This window comes from Rhizobium sp. 01L419, assembly GCF_056400025.1.
Genome location: NZ_JBFTSM010000013.1, coordinates 1 through 23821, shown reverse-complemented (window position 1 = coordinate 23821; position 23821 = coordinate 1). Strand labels below are relative to the sequence as shown.

At 58.1% G+C, this 23821-nt stretch carries 25 protein-coding genes and 3 pseudogenes; 7 read left to right on the top strand and 21 right to left on the bottom strand.

Annotated elements, in window-relative coordinates; genetic code table 11:
• Positions 1-1266, bottom strand: a complete 1266-nt coding sequence (locus tag AC1DUP_RS23735) for a DNA repair exonuclease (RefSeq protein ID WP_113310854.1) — start codon at positions 1264-1266, stop codon at positions 1-3.
• Between the two features lie 636 nt (positions 1267-1902).
• Between AC1DUP_RS23735 and AC1DUP_RS23730 the strand changes: the two genes are divergently transcribed.
• The 3 genes from AC1DUP_RS23730 (at position 1903) to AC1DUP_RS23720 (ending at position 4113) form a co-directional block, all read left to right on the top strand.
• Positions 1903-2919: a S1/P1 nuclease gene (locus AC1DUP_RS23730; RefSeq protein ID WP_477834892.1), complete on the top strand. Its 1017-nt coding sequence runs from the start codon at positions 1903-1905 to the stop codon at positions 2917-2919.
• Positions 2920-3055: 136 nt separating this feature from the next.
• Positions 3056-3391, top strand: a complete 336-nt coding sequence (locus AC1DUP_RS23725; protein ID WP_477834890.1) for a hypothetical protein — start codon at positions 3056-3058, stop codon at positions 3389-3391.
• On the top strand, positions 3373-4113 hold the full coding sequence (locus tag AC1DUP_RS23720; RefSeq protein WP_477834888.1) for a hypothetical protein: 741 nt from the start codon (positions 3373-3375) through the stop codon (positions 4111-4113). Before AC1DUP_RS23725 ends, AC1DUP_RS23720 begins: the two co-directional genes overlap by 19 nt.
• Positions 4114-4320: 207 nt before the next feature.
• Here AC1DUP_RS23720 and virB11 read toward each other — a convergent pair whose 3' ends face one another.
• Genes virB11 through AC1DUP_RS23655 form a run of 13 tightly spaced genes read right to left on the bottom strand, consistent with a single transcriptional unit; the run spans position 4321 to position 14440 of the window.
• Complete coding sequence (virB11, locus tag AC1DUP_RS23715) at positions 4321-5328, bottom strand: P-type DNA transfer ATPase VirB11 (RefSeq protein WP_477834886.1); 1008 nt, start codon at positions 5326-5328, stop codon at positions 4321-4323.
• 7 nt (positions 5329-5335) lie between these two features.
• Positions 5336-6511: a type IV secretion system protein VirB10 gene (virB10, locus tag AC1DUP_RS23710; protein ID WP_477834884.1), complete on the bottom strand. Its 1176-nt coding sequence runs from the start codon at positions 6509-6511 to the stop codon at positions 5336-5338.
• Between the two features lie 8 nt (positions 6512-6519).
• The gene (gene virB9 / locus AC1DUP_RS23705; RefSeq protein WP_477834882.1) at positions 6520-7377 is read right to left on the bottom strand and encodes a P-type conjugative transfer protein VirB9; all 858 of its coding nucleotides are present in this window, start codon (positions 7375-7377) and stop codon (positions 6520-6522) included.
• Entirely contained in the window at positions 7374-8045 is a 672-nt protein-coding gene (locus AC1DUP_RS23700; RefSeq protein WP_113297747.1) for a VirB8 family type IV secretion system protein, read from the bottom strand. Before AC1DUP_RS23700 ends, virB9 begins: the two co-directional genes overlap by 4 nt.
• 1 nt (position 8046) lies before the next feature.
• The gene (locus AC1DUP_RS23695) at positions 8047-8331 is read right to left on the bottom strand and encodes a hypothetical protein (RefSeq protein ID WP_113310848.1); all 285 of its coding nucleotides are present in this window, start codon (positions 8329-8331) and stop codon (positions 8047-8049) included.
• A 39-nt stretch (positions 8332-8370) separates the two neighbouring features.
• Positions 8371-9303, bottom strand: coding sequence for a TrbL/VirB6 family protein (locus AC1DUP_RS23690; protein ID WP_477834879.1), 933 nt, complete (start codon positions 9301-9303; stop codon positions 8371-8373).
• Positions 9304-9306: 3 nt separating this feature from the next.
• Positions 9307-9540: an EexN family lipoprotein gene (locus AC1DUP_RS23685; protein ID WP_477834877.1), complete on the bottom strand. Its 234-nt coding sequence runs from the start codon at positions 9538-9540 to the stop codon at positions 9307-9309.
• Complete coding sequence (gene virB5, locus AC1DUP_RS23680; protein ID WP_477834875.1) at positions 9537-10238, bottom strand: P-type DNA transfer protein VirB5; 702 nt, start codon at positions 10236-10238, stop codon at positions 9537-9539. The genes AC1DUP_RS23685 and virB5 overlap by 4 nt, the downstream gene beginning before the upstream one ends.
• Positions 10235-12601, bottom strand: coding sequence for a VirB4 family type IV secretion/conjugal transfer ATPase (locus AC1DUP_RS23675; RefSeq protein ID WP_477834873.1), 2367 nt, complete (start codon positions 12599-12601; stop codon positions 10235-10237). The genes virB5 and AC1DUP_RS23675 overlap by 4 nt, the downstream gene beginning before the upstream one ends.
• Entirely contained in the window at positions 12594-12932 is a 339-nt protein-coding gene (locus tag AC1DUP_RS23670) for a VirB3 family type IV secretion system protein (protein WP_113310843.1), read from the bottom strand. Before AC1DUP_RS23670 ends, AC1DUP_RS23675 begins: the two co-directional genes overlap by 8 nt.
• A gap of 6 nt (positions 12933-12938) precedes the next feature.
• Complete coding sequence (locus AC1DUP_RS23665; protein WP_113310842.1) at positions 12939-13238, bottom strand: TrbC/VirB2 family type IV secretion system protein; 300 nt, start codon at positions 13236-13238, stop codon at positions 12939-12941.
• 14 nt (positions 13239-13252) lie between these two features.
• Entirely contained in the window at positions 13253-13897 is a 645-nt protein-coding gene (locus AC1DUP_RS23660) for a lysozyme family protein (RefSeq protein ID WP_477834870.1), read from the bottom strand.
• A gap of 3 nt (positions 13898-13900) precedes the next feature.
• A complete protein-coding gene (locus AC1DUP_RS23655; protein ID WP_477834868.1) occupies positions 13901-14440 on the bottom strand; it encodes a hypothetical protein in 540 nt (179 codons plus the stop codon).
• Positions 14441-14538: 98 nt separating this feature from the next.
• Here AC1DUP_RS23655 and AC1DUP_RS23650 point away from each other — a divergent pair, with 98 nt between their 5' ends.
• Positions 14539-14892 (top strand): MarR family transcriptional regulator, encoded by a 354-nt coding sequence (locus AC1DUP_RS23650; protein ID WP_113310839.1) that lies wholly within the window; start codon positions 14539-14541, stop codon positions 14890-14892.
• Positions 14893-15649: 757 nt separating this feature from the next.
• Here AC1DUP_RS23650 and AC1DUP_RS23645 read toward each other — a convergent pair.
• From AC1DUP_RS23645 to AC1DUP_RS23625, 5 genes and pseudogenes are all read right to left on the bottom strand, one after another.
• Positions 15650-16402, bottom strand: a complete 753-nt coding sequence (locus AC1DUP_RS23645) for a hypothetical protein (protein ID WP_477834865.1) — start codon at positions 16400-16402, stop codon at positions 15650-15652.
• A 24-nt stretch (positions 16403-16426) separates the two neighbouring features.
• The gene (locus AC1DUP_RS23640) at positions 16427-17005 is read right to left on the bottom strand and encodes a hypothetical protein (protein WP_477834863.1); all 579 of its coding nucleotides are present in this window, start codon (positions 17003-17005) and stop codon (positions 16427-16429) included.
• A 118-nt stretch (positions 17006-17123) separates the two neighbouring features.
• Positions 17124-17570, bottom strand: a complete 447-nt coding sequence (locus AC1DUP_RS23635) for a transposase (RefSeq protein WP_113297736.1) — start codon at positions 17568-17570, stop codon at positions 17124-17126.
• A 492-nt stretch (positions 17571-18062) separates the two neighbouring features.
• Positions 18063-18161: pseudogene (locus AC1DUP_RS23630) on the bottom strand (5-dehydro-4-deoxyglucarate dehydratase); the annotation flags it as partial.
• A 734-nt stretch (positions 18162-18895) separates the two neighbouring features.
• Positions 18896-19924: pseudogene (locus AC1DUP_RS23625) on the bottom strand (glucose-6-phosphate dehydrogenase); the annotation flags it as partial.
• A 31-nt stretch (positions 19925-19955) separates the two neighbouring features.
• Here AC1DUP_RS23625 and AC1DUP_RS23620 point away from each other — a divergent pair.
• Complete coding sequence (locus AC1DUP_RS23620) at positions 19956-20156, top strand: hypothetical protein (protein ID WP_477834861.1); 201 nt, start codon at positions 19956-19958, stop codon at positions 20154-20156.
• Positions 20153-20320, top strand: coding sequence for a hypothetical protein (locus AC1DUP_RS23615; protein ID WP_477834859.1), 168 nt, complete (start codon positions 20153-20155; stop codon positions 20318-20320). Before AC1DUP_RS23620 ends, AC1DUP_RS23615 begins: the two co-directional genes overlap by 4 nt.
• Positions 20321-20871: 551 nt before the next feature.
• On the opposite strand, the gene AC1DUP_RS23610 is transcribed toward AC1DUP_RS23615, so the two are convergent.
• A complete protein-coding gene (locus tag AC1DUP_RS23610; protein ID WP_477835072.1) occupies positions 20872-21921 on the bottom strand; it encodes a class I SAM-dependent methyltransferase in 1050 nt (349 codons plus the stop codon).
• A 168-nt stretch (positions 21922-22089) separates the two neighbouring features.
• Complete coding sequence (locus tag AC1DUP_RS23605; RefSeq protein WP_477834857.1) at positions 22090-23148, bottom strand: alpha/beta fold hydrolase; 1059 nt, start codon at positions 23146-23148, stop codon at positions 22090-22092.
• A 430-nt stretch (positions 23149-23578) separates the two neighbouring features.
• Here AC1DUP_RS23605 and AC1DUP_RS23600 point away from each other — a divergent pair.
• A pseudogene (locus AC1DUP_RS23600) lies at positions 23579-23794 on the top strand (IS110 family transposase); the annotation flags it as partial.
• Positions 23795-23821 lie beyond the last annotated feature (27 nt).

The following is a 23821-nucleotide window of genomic DNA, read 5'->3' as shown; positions in this document are numbered from 1 at the left end:
CTACTCTCCTTCGCTTCCACGCAAACGCGCCAAGACCTGCGACACACCGTCTTGGGCGGATTGCGCTAGGAGGTTTTCGAAAGACGCCTCGTCCTTGCCGAAGATATCCCGGAGTTCTGCCGGGAGCTGACCCCGCAGTTCGTCGGCGATCGAGCGTACCTCCTCGCGATATTCGGTCGAGCCGTGGACTTCGCTGTCGATGATCGCGGCAAGTTCATCCAACGCACCCGGTCGTGCATCCGGTCGCAGGGGCGCAACTGGGTATGTCACGACTTTTTCGATCCAGACATTCCCGATTGCCGCACCGTGCGTGTCTAGCTCAGCCCGCAGGAGATCGGTATCCCGTCGAATACGCCAGGCGAGTTCGCTCGACCCGGTGACTTCGATTCGCGCGACAAGATGGTCGGCCGAGACCGCGGAAGAAAAGTCTTCCAATCTGCCTTTGGCTTGAAGGATCACGTCCTTCCAGTCACCTGCTTTGGATATGTTCACGACCAGTCTCCCGAACTGGGCGACGGCTGTCTGGCGCTCCTCGATGAGGATCGAGCGGTCATCTTTAATTGTCACCAGGGAGACGGATTTGGGACCATCCTCGTTTATATCACGCCCCTGAGGTATGCCGGGCATGACAATCGCGCAAGACGCATCTTCAACTGACGACCTCTTGTGAATGTGGCCAAGAGCCCAATACCGGAACCCTGCTTGCCGTAGATCGGGGACGCTGCACGGGGCATATAGATCGTGCCCCGCCGAGCCTCCGAGACTGGTATGCATGATCCCGATGTTCACTGCGTCCGGAACAGGAAGGGCATAGTGTCGAAGGAGGCTTTCGGGCGCTTGCGGCTTGGCAAAGCTCAGTCCGTGTATTGCGACGGGGAAATGGCCCGGTGCGCGGTCGATGGCGACGGCTTCAGCCACGGCATCGAACACCTTGACCGTCTCCGGCATTACAAGTTCGGCAGTGATTTTAGAAAGCGCATCATGGTTGCCGCGGATGATGAACGCCCTGATGCCTGCCTGGTGCAGGCGCGCAAGCTGCTCGGCTAGGAACCGCGCCGTCTTCATCGACGTTTGGTCGCCATCGTAGAGATCGCCGGCGATGACCAACGCGTCTACTTGTTCCTCTAGACAAAGATCGATGATCCGAACAAACGAACGCCGGGTCGCCAGGCCAATCAGTTCGGCAAGCTCGGCATTACGTAGGGCCAGCGTTCTCAGCGGGGAATCGAGATGAATGTCGGCGGTGTGGATGAAACGATAGACCAATGCAGAGCCTCATCTGTTGGTCGATTTTCGTAGCCATTCCCACGCGTCCGCGCCAGCTAATATTCTTGCTTTGTTCTTGTATCCACAGTAAATTACTCGATTTTTTTGCGACAGCAGTCAATACGCTGGGCATCGGGTCAGGACGAGTACTTGGGCATTGACGGACAAAACGTGACGTAGAGGTCGCAATGGGAGGGCCCGGTCAGCACTAGGGCCTGGGTTTCTGCCTGCCTGTCCAGGCTAGATAGATGCTGGCAGCGTCGTCGCCTAGATTGTGACAACAACTCCACTGGCGAAAGAAGAAAATGAACTCTCGTCCGGGTATCTCCGCGGATTGCAGATATCCTCGGGTCTTCGATCATGTAATCCCGGCGGCGATGGATTTGGCGGGGGTACGCGAATTGAAGCAGACGCGATTGTCCACAATCAAACCGCAGCCCGAGTATTCCTCCGAATACCTCAAGTATTTCAGCGCCACAAACAGGATGCATTGACAACTTCAGCACTCGTGATACGAGTTATACGGCATTACACACGTACATTTCGGTTTTACAATTCAATTGAGACCCCACGCACCGAGCATTTTTATGCGCGGCGCTTGATGCTTGCTGTTCTTACCATGAGGGATCAGTAAACATGCGCGTTTTCAACTTGATATCGGGAGCCTGCATCCTCGCCGCATCACTGTTCGGGGTCACTGCGCCCGCACGAGCCTGGGGTCAATTCGGTCACCTGACGGTATGCGATCTAGCATATCGCAATTTCACCGATGCGACACGAAAGGAACTCCGCACGCTTTTTGAGATCGACAAAGGCGGCATCGACGTCGAGGGGCGCGGAAAGCTCCCCGACCGCCACTATACAAGCTTCAATCTCGGATGCCTCGAAGAAGATGAGATGCCTCGCCAACATCCTGACGATCACTTCATAAACGTCGAGCGATCAACAAAGTCGATCGTGGACGGCAGTTGCCCGGCAAACGGCGAGTGCGTGCTCTCAGGTATCAAGCGAGACCTAGACGTTCTCAAGGACACGTCGAAATCCAAAGAGGAAAGGGTATTTGCGCTGATGGCGATCGGCCACTGGGTCGGCGACATTCACCAGCCCCTACATATCTCGTTTGCCGATGACCGCGGTGGAAATTGGATCGTGGTCGACCTGCAGGGAAAGTGTGGCGGAACTTCCCCGAAGCCCGACAACCTTCACGCCGTGTGGGATAATTGCCTGCTGGAATCCGGTCTGTTCGAACACGTCAGACAGCGTGCCGACTTCAAGAAAACTTGGGGAAAGCGTACAATCACCTATCGAGCCGTAGATAGTCTTCAGGCGAACACGACGCTTACCGCCGAAAAGGGCATCGTCGGCGGAGACCCGTGGCAGTGGGCGAACGAGTCCTTTCAGATCACCCTGCGCCCCGACGTGATGTACTGCATCGAGGTTGGCGACAGCTGCCAATATTCGCAGGATCGTGTTGTCTACAAACAAGGCCAGCCAAAACGATCCGTCGACATCCGCCAGGACTACCGGGACGCTTTCAAGGACATCGCCCAAGAACGAGTGCGTCGGGCAGGGTTTCGGCTGGGACATCTGATAAACCAGGCACTCGATCCGGCGTACAGCGAGCCTGTGCAGAACTCGACGCAGCGGCCATGATGCTGAGCACGCATCGAATGGACCCCGAGTATGGTTTCCATCGCCGCACTCGGTGGAGGATTCATGGTCGAGGCGAATAAACTGATCGCCCCTTTTTGATCAGGCAGATTTGACCGACGTCGCAATGGAGGAATTTATGACCCAACCGGCAGTCGACATTACAAACCCAAGAACGCTCGAAGGCGCGACCGATCAGGCATCCGGGACTGGCATTTACTGGTTTACTGATGGCAGCGGAAAAATGCGTCAGTTGTTCGTACCGTACATCAAACGGGAGGACGCAGAACAGATTGCAGGCGATCTGGACACCTTGCCGCGAGGCAACGTGGACGCCTACCGATGGGTTCCCGAGAGCTTCCAGGACGGCCGCACTTTGATCCAAGCAAAATCCGGCGGCCTCTGTAGAACCGACAACGATTGCGTCAACCCCGCGTGCCGATGCATCTCCGGTGAATGCAAGAGAACGTGGTGATGTGGGTCCGCACAATATTGCTGGGCATATTCAACGCGTTACTGTTCTTGGCATTAATCGCTTATATCGGAATGACGCTCGCCTTTGCGTATGTTGTTGTGAAAGGGGCGATGACTGCAACGAGCGTTTCCGATTTCGACAAAGCGGCCATCGGCGCTTTGATAGCGGTCGTGGGAACCGGTTTAACAGCGCTCGGGGCACTTTACACAGTGAACCGGCAGGCCGAGGTTTCTTCGCGTATCGAGATGTCGCGAAAGACTTCCACTGAAGATTTGGCGAAACTCCAGCACACGTTAAGCCTACAAATTAAGACCATGGATGAAAAGTCAGACTCATCTCTAGAGCGGCTCAAACGATCACTTGACTTCAATGCGATAGCCAATCGCGAAATCATGGGCGCAGCTGCACAATACTTCTACGCGCTTCGTTCGGCAGCCATTCACAAATGGGAAGAAAAGGAACTCGACAAGGCTGAAATCCTCATGATCGCGGCAAGTAGTCACCTCCTGTATGTTTCAGATGAGGTCGAGCAGGATTGGTTGTCGTTTTGGCAGGAGGCGCAGTCAATCGCTCAACGTGCCAACACAAAAGCCGACCTGCGAAGCAAAATGAAGAGTGTCGAAGACGATCTTTCGAGCGCGAGACCGGACGGTGAAACCTTCCGAAAGCGTTTCGCCGATTTGAAGACGCTTTCGAAGAAGGAGCTTGCGGACCGAAGCTAATTGCTCGGACCGTGCGTCAAACGAGTATTCCCCTCCAGGAACTATAGAGCGACGTGGTGGCGACCAAACACAAAGCCACTCCTGGCGATGCGCGCAACCTCGTGACCGACTTGGATTTGAACCTATCCAAGAGGACAGGCAGCATGTTCGAAAATACTACAATACGACAAAGATTGTAGCCACACACTAACCGTCGATCAGACCGCGTTATTTTTCCGCCTCGTAAGCATCCCGGTAGTAGATTTCGGTCACACGAAACCGTCCGTCGATCCGTTTGCATTGAACGATGACGTCGATCGTCATCGTCAGCATCTCGCGAATGTCGTGCCGTTCGAGGTCTCCGCCGCCTTCCGACTCCTTGACGAGCAATGTCAGCTGCTCGAAGGCAAAACGAGCGGAGTCGGCATGGACAGTCGTGATCGAGCCGGGGTGCCCGGAGTTCACATTGCGGATGTAGTAGAAGGCCGTCCCGTCGCGAAGCTCCTGCAGCAGGATCCTGTCAGGCCGCATGCGCAGACAGGATTCGAGAAGGTCCTTGGCGCCGATTTTTGCCGTTCCCTGGCCACCTTTCGAATAGAAGAGCCGCACATGGTTCGGCTGCGGGATCACCAGCTCCGGCGTGTCCTCGATGGAGATAATCCGCTCGTTCTCCGGAATGTGCCGGATCAACGCTTTGGATAGGGTCGTCTTGCCCGATCCGGTCGCGCCGGAGATGATGATATTCTTCCGCGCCAGCACCGCCTCCCTAAGGAATTGCTTGTGGGCGCCGGTCCGATATAATTCCAATAGCCTCTGGTCCGATTGGTTGCCATCCCCTTCGGTCCGCAGGACGTCGGCGAACAAGCCGCCATGGTCGAGATCGTCGAGGCTGAGAGAGACGGACAAGGGCTTGCGGATGGTGATGCTGACGGTGCCCTTCGTCGTCGCCGGCGGGATCACGAACTGGATACGCTCATCGTCGGGCAGGGTCGCCGACAGGATCGGGTGGGTTTCATCGATCGATTGACTAGAGAAGCTTGCGACCGCTCGCGCGAGGCGCATCAACCTGTCGTAGGATAGGTCCGGCATGTCGTGGGTCTGCCATCCGTCTGCTCCTTCTGTCACGACCTTGCCGGGCCGGTTGACGATGACCTCATAGAGCGTCTTGTCGCGAAGGAACCGCGAAAGCGGCTGCAGCAATTCTCGCACCACACCGGCATCTGCAGCCTCAGTCATCTCAGCCCTACTTTGTCACAAGTGTTGAAGCTGGACGAAAGTCGCCGAGCACCGCGCGATCGTAGATGCGATTGCTTGGTTCCGTGACGCGAAGCCGGTAAACGCTGGAGAAATCGAGATCGCGCGCCACGAAGATCGAAACGAGCTCGCCTTGGTGCTTCTCAAGCGTCGGCGGAATGTTGATCGATTGCTCCACGGCGATCGCCGCGGCCTGCTGACCGGCGCCCGTCGTGTTTTGCGCCTCGACGTCGCTGTCCTGCAGCCGGCTATTAGCATAGGAGGTCGCATCGCCAACGATCGATAGCAAGATGGCGCTGCCGAAACGCTCCCACCAATGCGTGTCGACATAGCCATCGACGCCAGCACGACCAAGGGCATCGGTCGCCGGCGACGCCAGGGTGATGATCACACCCTCTGGGGTTTTCGCCCGGCTCCAGAGCACGAACAGACGTTTCTGGCCGCGACGGAGACCGCCGCGATATTCGCCGACGACCTGCGTGCCTTTTTCCATCAACACGACGCGGCCGTTGTCGGACAGGACGTCCCGGCTGATGACGCAGCTCGTGAACCCTGGCTGATCAGAAGAAAGCGCTGTCTCAAGCGCGCATGGGATCGAGCTCCCCATCGCGACAATAAAATCGCGATTGCCGAGCGTGCCGGCGCGGGATCCCTGCAATTGCGTCGGCGTCAGCATGCGGTTGAAGCGCTGGTCTTCGTTCTCGCCCTGCCCGGTAAAGCTGCCAGGCGTGTTTCCCAGAGGCACGTAGTTCGAGGTGGCGTCGGTGTTCGCATCATCCTGCTGTCGTCTGGCGGTCGGCGTTTTCTCTGCACCATACGCCATGACCGGAGCGCGACGCGCTGCGTCGAGTAACTTGTCATCATCGGTGGGCGCTTTCTCGGTGACGACGGGTGTCGGAAGCTGGACCTCTCTTGGCGTCGTCACGGGCTGGACCGGCTCCTTAGCCGGCTCGAAATCCGATGTCTGACGAATGACGACCCGCTCCGGCTGAACGCTATCAGACGGCTTGTTTTGCCCGCGCATCGACCAAAGAGCGAAAGCGACAAAGGCAACGATTGCCGCGGCGACCGCGCCGCGCTTGAGGAACGGATTGTTATCGAGCCGGCGACCGGTCGACGTCTCGGCGCGCTCGCCGGGAATCCGGGTGATTTCTTCATCGGCCATGACACCTCCTATTGCGCAGCGCGGGGCTCTGTCTTGACGACACGCTCGACCGATGGTGACGTCGTATTCGTCTCGGGATTGATGCCGACGCGATCGTAGGCCTCGTTGAAGACGCAGAGGACATCGCCGCCTCTGCGCAAAATGAATTTGCGGCTGATCGCATGGACCAGCACGAGATTGCCATCGACCGACTTCGGGACCAGGCTTTCGGTGCCGTCGGAATTTTCCATATAGATCGCCGGCATTTCCTGGTTACCGACGAACGCGAAGGTCGTGACCTTGCCGTTGTCGTAGACGGCTTGTGGGTCAAGAGCCTGGGATCCTTGCGCCGAATAGCGCCAGTTGCGCGGACCATAGGCCTCGTGCAGGGAAAGGACGCGATCGGCTTCGCCTGCCTGGGCGGCCTGGACGCGGGCGGCGGATTCCAGCTTTCGCCGCTCCGCTTCATCGGCTGGATAGCGGTATTTTACATAGAAGTAGGTGTTCTGCCCGGCTTCGACGCTTCCGTCCCGGACGGTGAGTTCCATCTGGTAGCTACGGGTCGAGCCATCCCGTCGTGTCGTCACAACAGAGATGTTCGTCACCGGCTGGTTTTCGCGGGGTTTCAGAAACAGGATGTTGCGGGCCGGCGCCACCTCCCATGCGACGCTATTACCGAGCGCCACGTGGGCGATTTCCTCATCGGGAGCGAATTCGATCTGGACCGATGATCTGAGCGTACCGACGATCCTGGTGATATTATAGGGCTGGTAATCGACGAAGCGGATGCGGCTGTCCTGCTGCGCGCGGCGCGGCGTGTCGAGCGCAAGCGCCGGCGAAAAAACTCCAGCAGCCAGGGCAATGGAAATGAGGAGATGCAGTCTCAATTGATGGCCTCCGGATCGGCGCGATAGTCGCTGACGACGAAGCCCAGGGGATTCACCAGCCGGTCTGTGGAAGACATCGGAGCGTTGACATAGGAAAAGGTGAGTGTCGCCACCCAATGCGTGATGCGCACATCGTCGCCGCGCGTGACGGTGCGCATGTATCGGACGGAAGCCACACTGGCGTTGATCATCGAGATCGAGATGATGTTGATCCGCGAGGTTGCGCTCCTGCCATAGATATTCTGCGGCGAATCCGGATTGCTGCCGCGGTAGGCGGCGGCAAACCGGGTCTGCTCGGGCTGGGTTGACAGTAGCGCCACGGTTCGGAAATTGTCTTCGGCCTCGCTCGACACATACCCTTCGCGGGCGCGCACATATTTTGCCGCGAAATACTTGGTCACCGCCTCGTCGTAGGTGCCGGCAGTCGAGGTCAGCGCAGAGACCACATCGACGATCCCCGTTGAATTGTCGACCCGCACGACGAACGGCTCGACCGTCTTCAACGGCGTGAGACAGGCGATGGCGAAGACGGAGACGACGGCGATAATACTGGCGCAAATGGCAACACACCAGGCGATCCGGGCAGAGCGCTCAACCTGAATCAACCGGTCCTGATCGAATCGGCGGGCTTTCTCGAAATAGTTCTTCAGACTATCCGTGCTCACCATGTCATTTGCCCTCGCAGGGACGATAGGAGCCGGCGATATCGAAATGTGTGAAGGCAACAGGCGTCACGGGGGCGGGTTGGTCTGCAAAGGAAGCAACATGCCTCGCCGGGTCCGCGGAGATAACTCCGGTGGTCGACTGGTCCGTTTTACCATCGCTCTCCCATTGCCACATGGAGCGGTTGAGCGGCCGGCGAGAATAGCCATCACATTTTGGGAGTGGATGGGAGATCGAAGCGCAGCCGGCGAGGCTTAAGGTCAGCAAAAGCGACAAAAACATACGGATCATCTAAAAATAACCTGTCCAATTTCATGAATAGCGAGGCTGTCATTCCGCGCGGTTCGGTGTCAGCCGCCGGCCAACGGCGCGGGTCCCGCGGCCAACCGCCCTGACCGTGCGTGAGGCAGCCCAGGCCAGCGTGCTCTCGTGCGCGTCACGGGCGGCGCCATAGCCGTAGGTCAGCGATGCGCCACCGGCGGCGAGCGCCGACGCGATACCGGGCAGCTGATAGAAGACGTAGAGGGCGGCGATGCAGATAGCGCAGAGTGCGATCGGGCGCATCATGACGTCGCGGTAGCCTTCGATCGCTGTGAATGTCGTGTCGATGCAGGTGATCAACAGCGAGCCGATTGCAACGACAAGCACCTGCAGGATGACGAAGTTTACAAGCTGGCCGATCCAGGATTCGGTGAACCGGCGCGTCGGCTGGAACATGGCGAGTGCGATGAAGATCGGCCCGATCGCCAGAATGATGGCAAGCGCCAGCCGCGCGTAAAGCGAAACGATGAAGCCAATCGCAGCGACGAGGAAGCTCGCGCCGATCACCAGCATGCCGCCGACGCCGGTCACGATGTCGACCGGCCAGGAGGCGCGGGACCAGATCTCATAGGCGCATTTCTGACCCTTATCCAGCAGGCTGTCGAAGGTGGAGGCACTCGGCGCGGTCCCGGAGTTCAACGCCTGCGATATCTCGCGGGGCAGCGTATCGAAGAAGATATTGGTGACGTAGGACTGGTAGTCGCTGGCGTTCCTCACCAGTATGACGATGATCGCGAGTTTCATCGCCCGGAAAGCGAATTCGAGGATCGGCTCCTGCACGGAACCGCGAAGCACAAGGTAGCCATAGAGCACGACATAGAGCGTGAGCGCCGCGGTCAGCGGGCCGCTGATCCAATTGGCGATGTTCGAAGTCCCGGATGAAATGAAGTTCTCCAGTGGTGCCTTGAACTGCCCGTCGACGAAGCTGAACACCTCATACATTGATCAACCTCCGAGCGATTTGCGCATACGTTCGAGGCGCAGTTTGCCGCCGGCGGCCTCGGCATTGCGGCAATTGGGCGTATCGTGGAGCTCGCCGGGATTGTTTCGGCATTTTCCGATGATCTTCGTCAGCGACGCCTCGTCGGCGACCGGCTCATCAACGGTGTAGACCTTCTCTGTCTGCGGGGAGCAGGAGGACAGGAGAAGCATCGCGACGCCGAAAGAAAACCACTTCATTTGAGCGCCGCTCCCATGGTGTCCATGCGCTGGCGCCAATCCTCGGCCTTGCGCTGGTCATCGACCTGCACCTGGGCCTGCTGAACCATCTGCAGGCCCTGCATGCGAAGCACGTCGGTTTGCAGGAAGGCGGTTTCGGCTTGCAGGCGCGCCTGGAGATCGGCGATGTCCTTGGCGTTGGCTGCGCTCGATATCTGCCGACGCAGCTGGTCGATGCCATCGATGCGCTTGGTGGCGACATCATAGATCTGCTGGCCGAGACTCATCTGCCCGGCGTTCTGGTTCTGGATGCGTGAAAGCTCCTGCGCGTAGAAATCGTTCGCGCTGGTTCGATAGGTGGAATTGTCCTGCAGGAATTTCGAGGCGGAGTCGGCAAAGACACCAGTTCCCGAGCCCTTGAACAGACCCTCGATGGCGTCGAAGTCCTGCGGCAGCACCTTGCGGATCGAAGGGTCGTTCAGCAAACCAGCGACATCAGCCATGTTGGTGACCTTGTTCAGCGAACCGTAGAGCTGCTGGGCCTGCTGGAGCTGCTGGTTCAGCGCGTCGAGCTGAGACTTGAGCTGCGTGATGCTCTCGATCTGTTTAGCGATCGACGTCTCGTCGATAACGGGAATGCCCTGCGCCAAGGCCAGACCGACTGCTGCCAGAAAGGCGGTCGATGCCAGACAGAGCCGGATGCTACCTTTGCGAATCATGCTTTCCTCCTTCTTTCCTGGAACACGGCAAGCCAGTCCTTGCGTCCCTCGCCGAGCTCGACGCGAATGGCGTCTGCCAACTCCACATTTGCCGTCCGCCCAGACAGGATGGCGAGCTCGTCGTCGAAGCCGTTCAGGTTCAGCTCGGCGACGACGCTGTTGTGGCCCTGCTTGACGATGAACCGACGGCTTTCGACAGACAGCTCGCGTGAAATCAGCTCGAATTCGCGTTCGGTCAGTTTGAAGCCCTCGACATAGTCGGCGCGGTCACCCCGGGGGTTGGCCAGGAAGATCTGCGTCGGGCATTGCTCGACAATCGTATGGGCGATCGGTGACACGATCGCGTCGCGCGGGCTTTGGGTCGCAAACAGCATGAGGCCGTTCTGCTTGCGGATCGTCTTCAGCTTGTTCTGGGCGAGATCGCGAAAACCTTCGTCCTGCAACGCCTTCCAGAATTCGTCGATGACGATGATGATGCGTCGACCGTCAATCAGCTGCTCGATCCGATAAAAAAGGTAGGTCATTAGCGGCGTGCGGATTTCCTCGTTATCGAGGAAGTCGGTCATATCGTAGCCGATGAACTTGGCGCCGATCCCGATATCGTCTGCCTCGTTGTCGAACACCCAACCGAGCGGCCCTCCCCTCTCCCACCGTCTAAGCCGCGAGGCGATGCCTTCAGGATCGGTGTTGTTGAGGAAAGTGCGCAATGCGCCAATTGAGCGGCGCTCGACAGGAAGGTCCGCCAGAGCGTCGACGGCCGTCGCGATGTCGCGCAGCTCGCTGACGGTCAGCTCCCGCGTGGCCGCTCCCACCAGCTTGCCGACCCAACGTGCGAGGAAGATCCTATTCTCCGCTGTCAGGTCGAGCGCCTTCAACGGCGCGCAGCCAGTTGCAACGCCGTTTCTGAGCGGAAGATAGGTGCCGCCTGCGGCGCGAACGAACAGGTCGGCGCCCCTGTCCTTGTCGAAGAAAACCATTTGGGGATCGTGCTTCTCGAGTTGCGAAAGCATGAAGTTCAGGAGCACGGTCTTACCCGCGCCCGAAGGGCCGCAAACAAAGGTGTTGCCGAGATCGCTGTGATGGAAATTGAAATAGAACGGCGAACCGGACGCAGTCTTCAGCATGGCGACCGCCGATCCCCATTCGTTGCCGTCCTTCTGGCCGGTCGGATAGGAATGATAGGGCGAGAGTGCTGCGAAGTTGCGGGAGGTAATCGCTCCCGAACGCGCCCGATAGCGCAGATTGCCGGGCAGTTGCGCCCACCAGGCGGCCTCGAGCCCGAGGTCCTCGCGGGCGACGACGGCGCCGCCGCTGGTGAGATGGGCGCGTGCCTTCGCCATATGGTCGGTCAGCTCCTTGACCGACGGCGCAAAGACCGTCAGGCCAAGATGGTGTTCTCCTACGACGAAGCGGTTGGACTCCAGATCGTCCATCGCGTCACCGAGTTCTTCGATCTGTGATGCTGCCTTGTCACCGGCACTCACCATCTGGTTCTGCTTGCGGCCCATGATCGTGCGGGCATCAGCCTTCGAGGTAAAAGCAAAAGACTGCGTCAGGATGAGTTCGAACGGCGCGGTCAGGATGCCGTCGAGCATGCCGCTGCGGGTTGTCGCCGGATATTCCTTGAAACCGAACATGCCGGCGTAGCGGCTCTGCGCCTCGTGGCGGATTTCGACTGTCTCGCGGCCGAAGATCACCCGGTCCGAGTAGATCGCCGATGAAATTCGGCCCTCCGTCAGGGGCAAGCGCTCTCGGCGCCCACCGACCAGCTGGTGGAGAAACTCGCTCGGCTCGGAGAACAGGAGGCCGGCACGGTCATAGAGGGACAATGCGCGAGGGGCGAAGCGCTTCAGACCCGCGGTGACGTCGACCACCTTGTCACGCAGGTGCTTGAGCGCCGTTTCGTCCAGCTCGAAGCCGGATCGGCGCGCCCTACGCAGGCGGGAGAGAAGATTGGCGGCCTTCTCGGCGGGTTCCCGGCTCGGATACCAGACGAGGGTGATATGGAGGTCGTTGCGAAACAGGTCCTCACGCACCATGCGTTCGCGATATCTGGTATTTAGGCCATCGGAAAAGCGATTGGCAAAGTGTCCTTCGGGATAGTCGTTGTCACGCCTGCGGACGACATGCGTCCAGAGCGCCAATCGGTCGTCGGCGATATTGCGGTAGAGCGTATTCAGGCTCCGGTGCAGGCCGTTAAGATCCAAAATATCGGCAGTCTCGAAGGAAACGCCTTCGAGGACGAGCACGGTCATCAACGCGCGGGAATCGAGCGCGATGGTCGTCTCGTCCACGTGGCGGACATAGGGGATGAAGGTCTCTGGCCCGAGCTCACGGGACTGCAGCGTCGCTATGCTAGGCAAGGCTCAGGTCCCTTTCGTCGTAGCGCCGGACAAGTTTTAAGGGTGAGAGTGTTGCGCCGCCCCAATAGGAGGCGTTGCACGAGCGGCCGCGGGTCTCGATCCAGGCGAGCAGGATGCGGAACATGTTGTGGTCATGCTTGACGATCGCCCGGAATACGAGATGGAAGACGACACCGACGAGCGCGTAGGCGATCGATCCGGAGATGATGTAGAGGATCATCGTCAGCATGATGTTGAGCCCCATCGCCTCCATCGTCACTCCGGCAATCATCGCCGGTCGCGTGCAGGCCAGGAACAACGTGTCTTCTTCGAGAGTGGGAGCGCTCGCCATCGATGGTCAGCCACCGACAATGGTGTTGACCAGTTCGGTGGCACCGAAAATTCCGCCGATGCCGATGATCCAGAAGCCGGCTTTCCGGAGGTCCATGTACCCGAACATCCAGGCGATGCAGATGATGATCACGGCAATGACCGCAAGCAATTTGGCAATGTTGCCGGTGAGCATGGTGACGATATTCTGCAGCACCGTTTCTATACCGGCAGATTGTGCAAAGGCCGGCTCAACCATGCAGACGACGATGGCGACCGCCATGAACGCGGAAGCGGCGAAAGGGCGGATACGGTTTTTGGAGATCATTCGCTTTGCTCCGATCAGTCATTGTTCTGAAACACGAGAACCCAGGATCGACGTCTGGACGTGAACACATCCCACGATGCTGATTCTTCGGTTTTGGGGTGCTGTCTCGGGATCGGTTGTTCTACTTGATCCCGAGGGTCATCAACGGGAGCGGCTTGATCGTCCGGCCCCGCGATGGTGATGGAAGCGAGTTTCGACGAGAGCCGTTTTGCCTGCCGCCGCACTTGCTCGTCGTATTTGACCATCGCACCAACGGAGGGATCATTGCGTCCATAGTAGGACTGCAGCATCACCTTCTCCGCCTGTGCCGGATCGGCGCCAAGGCGCAGGGCAAGGCGATAGTAGCCGTCGAGAAGGGTCGCGGTGGCCTTGAGGTTCTGGCAAGGATCAAACGCATCCGAAACAGAGAGCTTCAGTTTGCGGAGTTCTTCCACACCGAGACTACCAAGGCCGAGCTGGATATCCTGGTGTTCGGTGATCAAAGATGTAGCGAGCTCGATCGCCTCCGCCTTGCTGGCAGGCTGGATGAGTGGTGAGCCGCTATCGATGCGGATGGCGAAGGGGAGAAACTTGCTCTCCAGGCTCACGACGCTGGCCAGCATTTCGACCTGAATCATCGGTGCGCAGGTCTGTGCGATGTCGACGAATGCGGCGGCCATGGATCAGTACCACACGCGCTGCTGGCCGACACCGTCGATGGTCACGTCGACATAATGTGGTTGCGTCCGCATACTCGGGCGCGCGATCGGATAGCCCATGCATTGAAGACGGCCGCCCTCCTGTTGCCAACGCGGCGACAAGACCGAGGCCGAGTCGTTGCCGTCGTTGTCACGATCATAGGAGCAATACAAATTGCTCACACGCTGCAGGGAGGTCGAGACACAGGTTGCCTGCTCTCCACGGGGACCGTAGCGCCCCGACAGCCGAAAGCCGGCATCGCAATAATAGGGCTCGTAGCCCGGACGCGAACTGTGAAAGCCGACGCCGCTGCACGTTGGAAACGAGTGGCCCTTTGCAAGCTCACTCCAGAGTTTCTGGATCGGCGGCCGGCATTCCGCATACTGGCTCGGCCCGCCGGGATTGGAAAGGCACAGGATGACCCGGCATCCCCAATCATCAGCCCGCGCATTGGTGCCGGAAATCAGGTAGGGTGGTAACATGCACAAGATCGAAAGCAGGATATTCGGCAGAAGGCTTTTCATGGACAGAACCCTCCGAGACGATGACGGCCCTCTCCAGAAGCAGTGTCCAGCTCCAGCGAAGCGCCATTTTACTGACGTATATAACATAGTTAAATGACATGACAAGAGCGCTCAAGACACAGTGGCACAACCTTGCCTTCTCCGGACTCATTCTTCACGAGATCCTTGATCACCCGCTTGAGGACGAAACCCCGCAGGCGCGGTTGAAGCAGATCGGCATGATGACGATCCTCTACACAATGACCCAAGCCCATCAGACGTTAACTCTCTCAAACATCGTCGAAATTACAGAACTGACCCGGAGCGGTGCGAAGGAGACGGTGGATCTTCTTGTTAGGCGTGGAATACTCAAGGAAACGATGGTGAAGAACTCCATGGGACGCGGGACAGCCCGTCAATTCGAGATCTCCGAGGAAATTCGGCAGAAGCTGAGCGCTTTCGCAAGCAACTGAGATCCGCACTTATTATGACGCCTTGTCGGTAGTTAACGTCGATGAGGGCGAATCAATTTCGGGTGACAGCTCCGGTATTGAGGAGCAGTCCACGGTAATGATTGAGGCTGGGCTGCAAAGGGACATCCTGCCTATCGCATAGCTGCCATGCACAATAAATAATTGCGCACCGGGCAAAACACAGGCATATAGTGCATCAGCTGATGCATTTGATGGCGTCCTCCCAGAGCCATCGCGTTGGCTGTTCCCCTCTGGAGGTTTTGACCTTCACACCTTAAAGGGCCCCGGTCTTCCGGCGGCCCTCTTTTTCGGTTTGCGAGGATCTAAAGAACTGTCTCGAGAACGGTCTGCTCAGCTCACCGTTGTAGCGAGCGAGCACCTTGCGAAAGGGAAGGGTCATGTAGAGAACATGACGAAACGAGGCGCCTCCAGCCCTGCTATGAAATCCGAGAAAGCCCCGACTTCCGGCTTCTACAAACCAGGGCGTCAGCTTTCCGATGGCATGACGATTCTGTCTCCGACGATGAAGCTGACGCATTTCACCTCCAAGGAAATCAAGGCGACCCAATCACCGAGCTCGCGATGTAGCTGCAAACACAGAGCTGTGACCTGATGTACCGGCGATATTGCCATCGCCAACGCATTTGAGGTCTTCAACGCGGCATTGCCGGGAATTTACGCCGCTCGCCAGCTAGATCCCAGCGCAGTCATCTTCGGCAACTACCGCGCTGGCATCGTCCAATAATCTGACGGTCGATTAACCATCGGCGATCCCGCTCAGGAATTCGTCGGTTTCCTCTGTCGTGGGAGGTTCGGGTAGTGGATCGAAAGGCGCTTTGGCGACGTCGGCAAGCGAACTGGTATTGCGTTCGAGAGCCCGCTCCCGCAGCAGGCCGAGATATCGCTCTCGAAGCTCCTGCATGTCGATCTCGCCCAGGATCCATTGTTCGATCCAACCGAGGAAACGCGGATCCTCCTCCGTCTGCAATCCCGCGCGACGGACACGATCAAAGGCCTTTTGCGCCGCAAGGCGCCGTTGTTTGCTCATCATAGCCCTTGCTAATATCCGATTCGGGAAAAAATTCGTTTCGAACATTTCCCGAAAACCAGCCGCGAGAAGTTCGCTGGCGCTGAAGACATCTTCAGGGGCGACGTCCATCAGAACCTCCAGGGCATTCAGCCGTTGATCAAAAGGATCCGTGGTTCTTGCGAGTCTAAGTCGACCCCGGCCGAAACGGTCAGAGTGAAGATCAAATACTCCGATTTTCGACAGTTCACCCGCAGCAAGACGACACCGGCACGTTCGCTTCAATAGGAGAGCTCCGAACGAAAAAAAGCTTGAGCCTGCCGCCGCAACCGACCTTTCCGGTTCAAAAAGAGATCCAGCTCTTTGGAACAGCGTGTTCGTCGCTGAAGCCTCGTCGACATCCAGAGATGCCGCAGCTCGCATTGCCGCTGTGATTTCCGGACAAAAACGAGGGCTCGTCGGTATGACGTTGAGGTCCGGCATTCGTGGGCTCTGCACTTCTGGCGCTCAGGCGCCGCCGAACCGTCGAAGCATGACCTTGAGCCTGTCGTTCTCCTCGCGGAGCCTCACGATCATGAGGCGTTTCAGATGATGGTTTTCCGCCTCGAGAGCGTCAAGCTCTTCCTCCGAACCACAAGGCCCGAAGGGATCTCGACGATGATCGAGCATTGCCGGACGTTCTGGGATGCGCGCGTGCTGCGTCCTCGTCTGCGGCTTCGCTCGAGACTTCGAAGCCCGCGCTGGCGTTGAAGCCGGCTGCTTCTTTGCGGACGACTCAGCGTTGAACCCATTGCTCTCAACAGTGACAGGCTCGATGAGAGTCTCAAGCGGCGGCGCAATCGCAGTAGAACTCACGTCAGCATCGACCTGAACATCCGAGGCGGCCTCTCCAAGTTTAATCGCGGCGACGTTCTTCATGACTGAAGAGACTTGGGGCAGATCAACTGCCGGCATGGCGCCGTCGGCCTCGACCGCACGGGCCACCGCCTGCAAATCCAGATTGCCCCAGATCGACGTTGGGCGCGCCTTGGTTTGACGTCTGTTCGTTTTGTATTCGACGACGAAATTGGATCTTGGTGTTCTCATGTGCCGGAGAATTGGGATTGGATGATAGCGCGCAGTAGAGCGCGTGGCAATTTTCGAAGGCACGCCTTCACTGTGGGATGCGTTTGAAGGTAGTATAGCGAGGGATTTCCCAAAGCCGCTAGCTCATTCCGAGTCTTTTGCGCAGATCAGCGTTTTCGGCACGCAGCTTTTCAGAGAGCAGTTTTCTGAGCCGCCGATTTTCTTCCTCGAGCTGAATGAACTCGGCGAGTTCATCATCCACAGCAACTGATGCGACCGAAGCCTGTGTGACGGGTTGAGCGGCGGCTTTCTTCCACTGATAATAGGTCTCATCGGAAATGCCTGCAATTTTAACCGCGTCTTTCAAGGTGGCGCCGCCAGCGACCTGAGCTTCGATCTGAGCGATCCTTTCCAGTTTTTCCTGATCGCTGAGACCACGCGTTCTCGGCTTCGCCGGTTTGGACGAGTCGGCGCGGGGTTTTTCCGCTTTTACGCTCTTTGCTTTGGAAGCTTTTTTCGGAGCAGCGGGTCCAGCTTCGGCCGCGCCGGTAGCGACGGGCGGGATCTGAATCTCTTCGTCAGCCATTGTTCGTCCTCTGTGTATTGCGGCTTTGTCTGCCAGCTCGATCCAAGAGTCAATGTTCACGCCTGCGATATTAATTGACCGGAGTGGGCCCCTCGGCGGACCGATGGGCTTGATGACTTGACCGGCTTTTCGGGTTTCGAAAGTGGAACCCATGGCAAAACATCGCATCACGATATGGATTCAAACGGCAGGTCGCGCAGGAGTTTCTCGCGGGCGAGATGCTACATATTCTGTCAAAGCGCCACCGCGTATCGCGCAACTTGATCCGGATTTGGGTGCGCAAGTATGGGGAAGGCGCGTTCGACGATGACGCTCAGGCCACCGACCTTATCCGCCGACGACCTCGTTCGTGTCGGACGGGTTGATATTCTCGGCGGGATTGGTACCGGTCCATTCACCGGCAATGAGATTCTGATCGACGGTCATAATCTGTCCTCGATCCGATCGGTGAAAGGGCCGCCTATCTCAAGACGGCGGCCCCTGAAAAGGTTACTAGCGCTGATGCTTTCCGATAAGGGCTTCCATCATGCCAATTTCTTCACTCGAGAGATCCTTGAGAGGGGAGCGGACTGGACCGGCATTAAAGCCCTGAAAGCTAGAATGGGCCGATCACTGCATCCTGAGAGCCTTCATTAATCTACCTCTCAGGCTTGCGGGGCAGCGACGATTGTCGCAAGGCGCGCCTGCTCTCCCTTGCCAGGCTTTGGCATTGCCTCCGAGCAATATGAGGGCCGCACCCATCACTCGCTCTATCACGGCCTTGAAACGCTGAAAACTTCTTGCAACCCACTGATTGGAAGAGAAAAGCGCTAATCCACAGTACCAAACCATTCTTCTTGACCGCTATCCCAATCGTTGAGTCCTGATGCGATCACCACAGCCCAGCCAATTTACCAAGGCGGCGGACCGGCGGTATCAGCCAATCAACAAGGCGATAGTGATCCTTCGGGGGTGGGCATTTGCACGATCCGGCCTGTATCGAAGCTCTGGAGCGAGCGCTTGTCAGGACGACGTCGCAGCGGGTTGCATAGCTCGTTCGCCGCTCAGCAAACAAAGGCTGTGTGATCGGCGTCGCAATACTGAACCGAATACCCGCCTGCGGACGCCCGAGATCCGTTCGCTGCAAGGCCCGACCGCGGCGACGAAATTAAAGATGTCAAAGACCGAATTCCGCACAAATGCAGCTCCCACGCACCAATGCCACTCTGGAGCATTCGCGGTCGAAACTCGGTTTCCTGCACATCTCTGACAACGTCACCGTATTAGGATTTTTCGCAATTGGTCGGTGCCGTTCTGGTCGCAGGCATCGATCCAACTACTGACCGTCAATCACGCTTTGCCGCATCCCTCCAGGCGCGCTCGAACGGTAGGCGCCAAGCGTGCGGGGCAATGAGTTGGTGGATCGACTTCGGCCCCCAGCCGCCCTGGTCGTAGAGGCGTACGGGCGGCGGGTTATCGAGGAGAGGTTGGGAAACCTCCCAGAGCCGCTCAATACCCTCGGCCGTAGTGAACAGCGTGTGGTCACCGCGCATGGCGTCGAGGATCAGACGCTCGTAGGCCTCCAGAACTTCGCCAATCAGGCCGGTTTCGCTCATGGCGAATTGCAGCGACAGCTTGTCGAGCCGGAAGCCCGGTCCAGGGCGCTTGCCATAGAAGGAAAGCGAGACCTTGGAGGCATCAGCAAGGTCGAAGGTGAGGTGGTCAGGGCCCTGTGCCCCCACGCCAGAGCCGGCAGGGAACATCGATTTCGGGGGCTCGCGGAATGCGATCGAAATGATGCGCTGCCCCTCGGCCATGCGCTTGCCGGTACGCAGGTAGAAGGGCACGCCAGCCCAGCGCCAGTTGTCTATGGCACATTTTAGAGCGATGAAGGTGTCAGTGTCGCTCTCAGGATCGACGCCAGGCTCATTACGGTAGCCGATGTATTGACCGCGCACCACGTCCCGCGGCTCAATCGGCAACATGGAGCGGAACACCTTGTTCTTCTCTTCCGAGATTGGCGCAGGCTCAAGGGCAGTAGGCGGCTCCATCGCCATGAAGCCGAGGATCTGGAAGAGGTGGGTCACCACCATGTCACGGTAGGCGCCGGTGGTCTCGTAAAAGGCGGCACGGGTGGAAAGGCCGAGCGTCTCCGGAACGTCGATCTGCACATGGTCGATGAAGTTGCGGTTCCAGATTGGTTCGAACAGGCCATTGGCAAATCGGAAGGCCAGGATGTTTTGCGCCGGCTCCTTGCCCAGGAAATGGTCGATGCGGAATATCTGCTTCTCATCGAACACTTCGTGGAGCTTCTTGTTCAGTGCAACGGCACTGGCGAGGTCCGTGCCGAAGGGCTTTTCCATGATGATACGGGAGCAATTCTCGATGAGAATAGGGAGCAATGGAGTGACCGACATTGCATTATCGGTAAGCACGACATATCCGGCATTGCCGGGTCAACTTGTGCAATCAACATTCGCAGCACTCACCGAGCTACGAACCTATGCCAATGTCCTGTTCGCGCAAAAAGGCACACCGATACTGCAGCGCAGCTTGTCCAAGTGCAATCCAATGGTCATGATCTGCACGTTAGGGACATTTTTATGAAGTATATCGTTACATCGGCATTGGTTGTAAGTGCGTTTCTCTTTGCCTACGACTGGTTGAATATCAACATGAAATATCTGGTTTATATGCTGGTCCTGATCTTTGCGTGTATTTTTGGCGCCCTCGTCGCTCACGCCTGGCGAGAGGAGGAGGAGGATCCATAAAGGGTTTGTATCATCTTGGAAATCTCGAACGTGAACAAAGCGTTTTCAAACGCATCCTATTGCTGACTTGCCTGAAGAACGCGCATTTTGTCAAATTCCTCTGCCGGTCTCGAATCCCTTCCTCCCAGCGCGACCGCCAAACCACGCCAGCCAGAAGAGGCCGGGGCCGGCACCATTATCCGACTTTTCATCCTGCATTCAGGCTTGCCTCCGAAAATGAGCGAAAAGTGCAGCTTTATAGGGAAAGTTGCGTTTAAGAACCCGGCTCTGACAGTTTTCAGTTTGGCCTAAAGGCTCTGCTTGAACAGCACCCAGAACTCCGGCCACATGCGTCGATGGCCCATCGGTGGACCGAGATCATCGAAACATATGGCGAGGCACTTAAATCGAGAGCGAAGTGGCAGACCGACAGCGCAGACCACAAAATGATCCTGGATCATTACGAGAGCGACTGCAAAGAGCTACACACCCGGATATCCGGGCTGATCACAGATCGATCGCTTTAACGACGAGATTGCGCGTCCTTAAGGTCGTGGACGGTGACCCAAAAATTAAGTTGCCTCGAGAATCATGTTGAGGGGCGTCTGGGCCGCCCGTCGAACATGCGTGAAACCGCCGGACCGGATCACGTCCGACAAACGTTGCTCTCCTGCTTGCGCACCAAGCGCGAGACCTGTCTCCTGAGCAAGCGAGGTCGGAACGCAGATCATCGTCGAGGCGGAGTAATAGAGCCGTCCCACTGGATTGATATTCTCCTCCAGCGTATCTCCGGCCATGGGCTCCACTACCATCCAAGTGCCGCCGTTCTTCAGTGCACGTCGGATATGAGCCGCCGCCGCGTTCGGATCCCCCATGTCGTGCAGGCAGTCAAAGCAGGTGACAAAATCGAACTCGCGACCCTCGAAATCCTGCGCCCGGCCGACCTCGAAATGGACATTCGTCAATCCGTGCGCCTGGACATGCGCAGTCGCAGCGGCAATCGAGCCCGAGTGGAAGTCGTAGCCTGTAAACCGCGACCCTGGGAACGCCTGCGCCATCAAGATCGTCGATAGGCCATGCCCGCATCCGACGTCGGCCACCTTCGCCCCCTTCTTGAGTTTGCCGACGACGCCATCGAGCGCCGGCAGCCAATCCTGCACAAGCGCATTGACGTAACCAGGGCGGAAGAGCCGCGCGACGGCACAGAACATGCAGCCGGCCTGATCGCCCCAGGCCACGCCCCGACCGGTCTTGAAGGCGGCCTGTACTTTCGGCTGGTTCTCGGCCATCGCAGCTGCGGTATCGAACGCGCCGATCAGATTGACCGGGCTGTCCGGTGTCGCAAATACGAGAGATTGCTCGGGCGTCAGCGAGAACCGCCCTTGATCGTGATGCACATAGCCGGAGGCGGCTTGGGCTGCCAGCCACTCGCTCATATAGCGCGGCGCACCGCCCGCAGCCTCGGCGAGTTCGTCGGCCTTCGCTGGGCCGATCGCCTTGAGGGTCGCATATAGCCCGAGCGCATCTCCGATACGCACCAGCGGCACGCTGACCGCCCCGCCAAGATCGCCGAGGACCCTGCCCACCAGCTCATTGAGAGCTGTTTCGTTGAATTCCACCATCTCGCATTCCTCCTCATCCGTGGACGGCGTCTTGCCATCCGTGATGTCGAGGATGAAATAAGTCGACTCCAGGAGCATGATGCGATCGTCCCGCCGCGGCGAACAATCCCGCTCATTGGAGGGACTTAAGTCCCGTCCGCCGCACCGAGAGTAGCTAACTGTCGGGGACTAATTGGAGAGCGCGATGACGATCGCCTGCGAGCGGCTGTGCACCCCGAGTTTGCTGAAGATCACCGACAGCTGATTTCGTACGGTTTTGACGCTTTTGCCAAGCCGTTCTGCGATCGCACGGTTGTCGAGTCCTTCCGCCACGAGGTCGAGAAGGGCCGCCTCCGCGGGTGTGAGATCCGCCTCGCTGACGGCGCGCGGTCGTACGGGGCTGTCCTGCCCGAGAAAAGCAGCGAGTTCTGCCTGAAATACGCTCCATGCGGACTCATTTGGCAAGAGCACGTGGTTCTTGCTCTCTAACGGCACGAAGCTGGCGCCCGGAATTGCAGCGGCAAGCTTGCGGCCCTGATCGAACGGCACGCGCATGTCGCCACGGCTATGCGCGATCAACGTCGGTACGCGAAGCATCGTCGCAAGCTGCATCACATCGATCCCCTGCATTTGCCAAAGCAATTGCGCTGCAACTTCAGGCGTTGCAGTCAGGCGCTCCAAATCACCCCACCAGCGATGCTGTTCAGGTGTGCCGTCGGGGATGAAGAGGTTGGTGAAAAATTGACAAAATGCCGGATTTTCTCGTCCCCAGCCGATGCGAACGAAATTGACGAGTGTTTCGGCTTCCAGCCGCTCGGCTTCAGTCTGAGCTCTCGTCCTGGCGCCCTGGCCATACGCGTTTAGGAGAACCAGATGCGAGACCCGCTCTGGATACCTCAGCGCATACACGATAGCGAGTGCGCCGCCCTGTGAAAGACCGAGGAGAACGAAACGCGGCTCCTCAATAGAAGCAGCCACGGCATCAAGGTCGGCGTGCCACGCGTCGAGCGAAAGGTCGGATACATGTCGGTCCGACAAGCCGCAGCCGCGCGGGTCGTAGCGTACAAACCGGTTCCGGGCAGACATCGCCCGGAGCCAGGGCTGCCAGACCGGGCTCTCGAGATCATAGTCGACGTGGCTGAGCCAATGCGCCGCCCGCAGGATCACCTGGCCTTGTCCACAAGACGCGACGGCAATACGGGTGCCGTCTGCGGAGGTACAAAACCGTATGGTCTGGCTGAGTTTCATCCGCCGAGAATATCGTAGGGAGCGGTCGCGTAACAGACCTATCCTCTCCCCATCAATTGGTGCCCCCGACGACCGAATGCTACGCTTGGAAGCCTGTAGCGAGTTTCGATCAGGGCGTCGTCAATTTCTCGACCATGCTGGCGATGTCGTGGATGACGATGCGCGAGGATGCCTTCCAGTGAGTCGCGTGTCGGGATCGTCACCTGTAACCCGATCTTTCAGGCCACGCTACACCAAACAACCGCGAACGATAGCTGCCGGCATCGACGACAGCACAATTGAATGACCGGGATGAGGGCGCGTAGCGGCCAGCTTGCATCGCTGGCCGCTACGCAATTCGCGACGCTCTTGATGTTGGAGTGGACGGCCCCTGAACGGCATCGAAATGTGCCAGAATGAGCTGTTAAGATCTCAATCGAAGGGGCCGCCCATGGACAAGATTATTCGTATTGGCATGGATACGTCAAAGCATGTTTTTCAGTTGCATGGCGTGAATGCTGGAGAGAAACCAGTCTTGCGCAAGAAAATGCGGCGCAAGGAGATGATCGACTTCTTCACGACCTGCCCGCCAACTTTGGTCGCGATCGAGGCCTGTGGTGGTTCGCATCATTGGGCACGGCTGCTCACCTCATTCGGACATGAGGTGGCTGCTCACCTCATTCGGACATGAGGT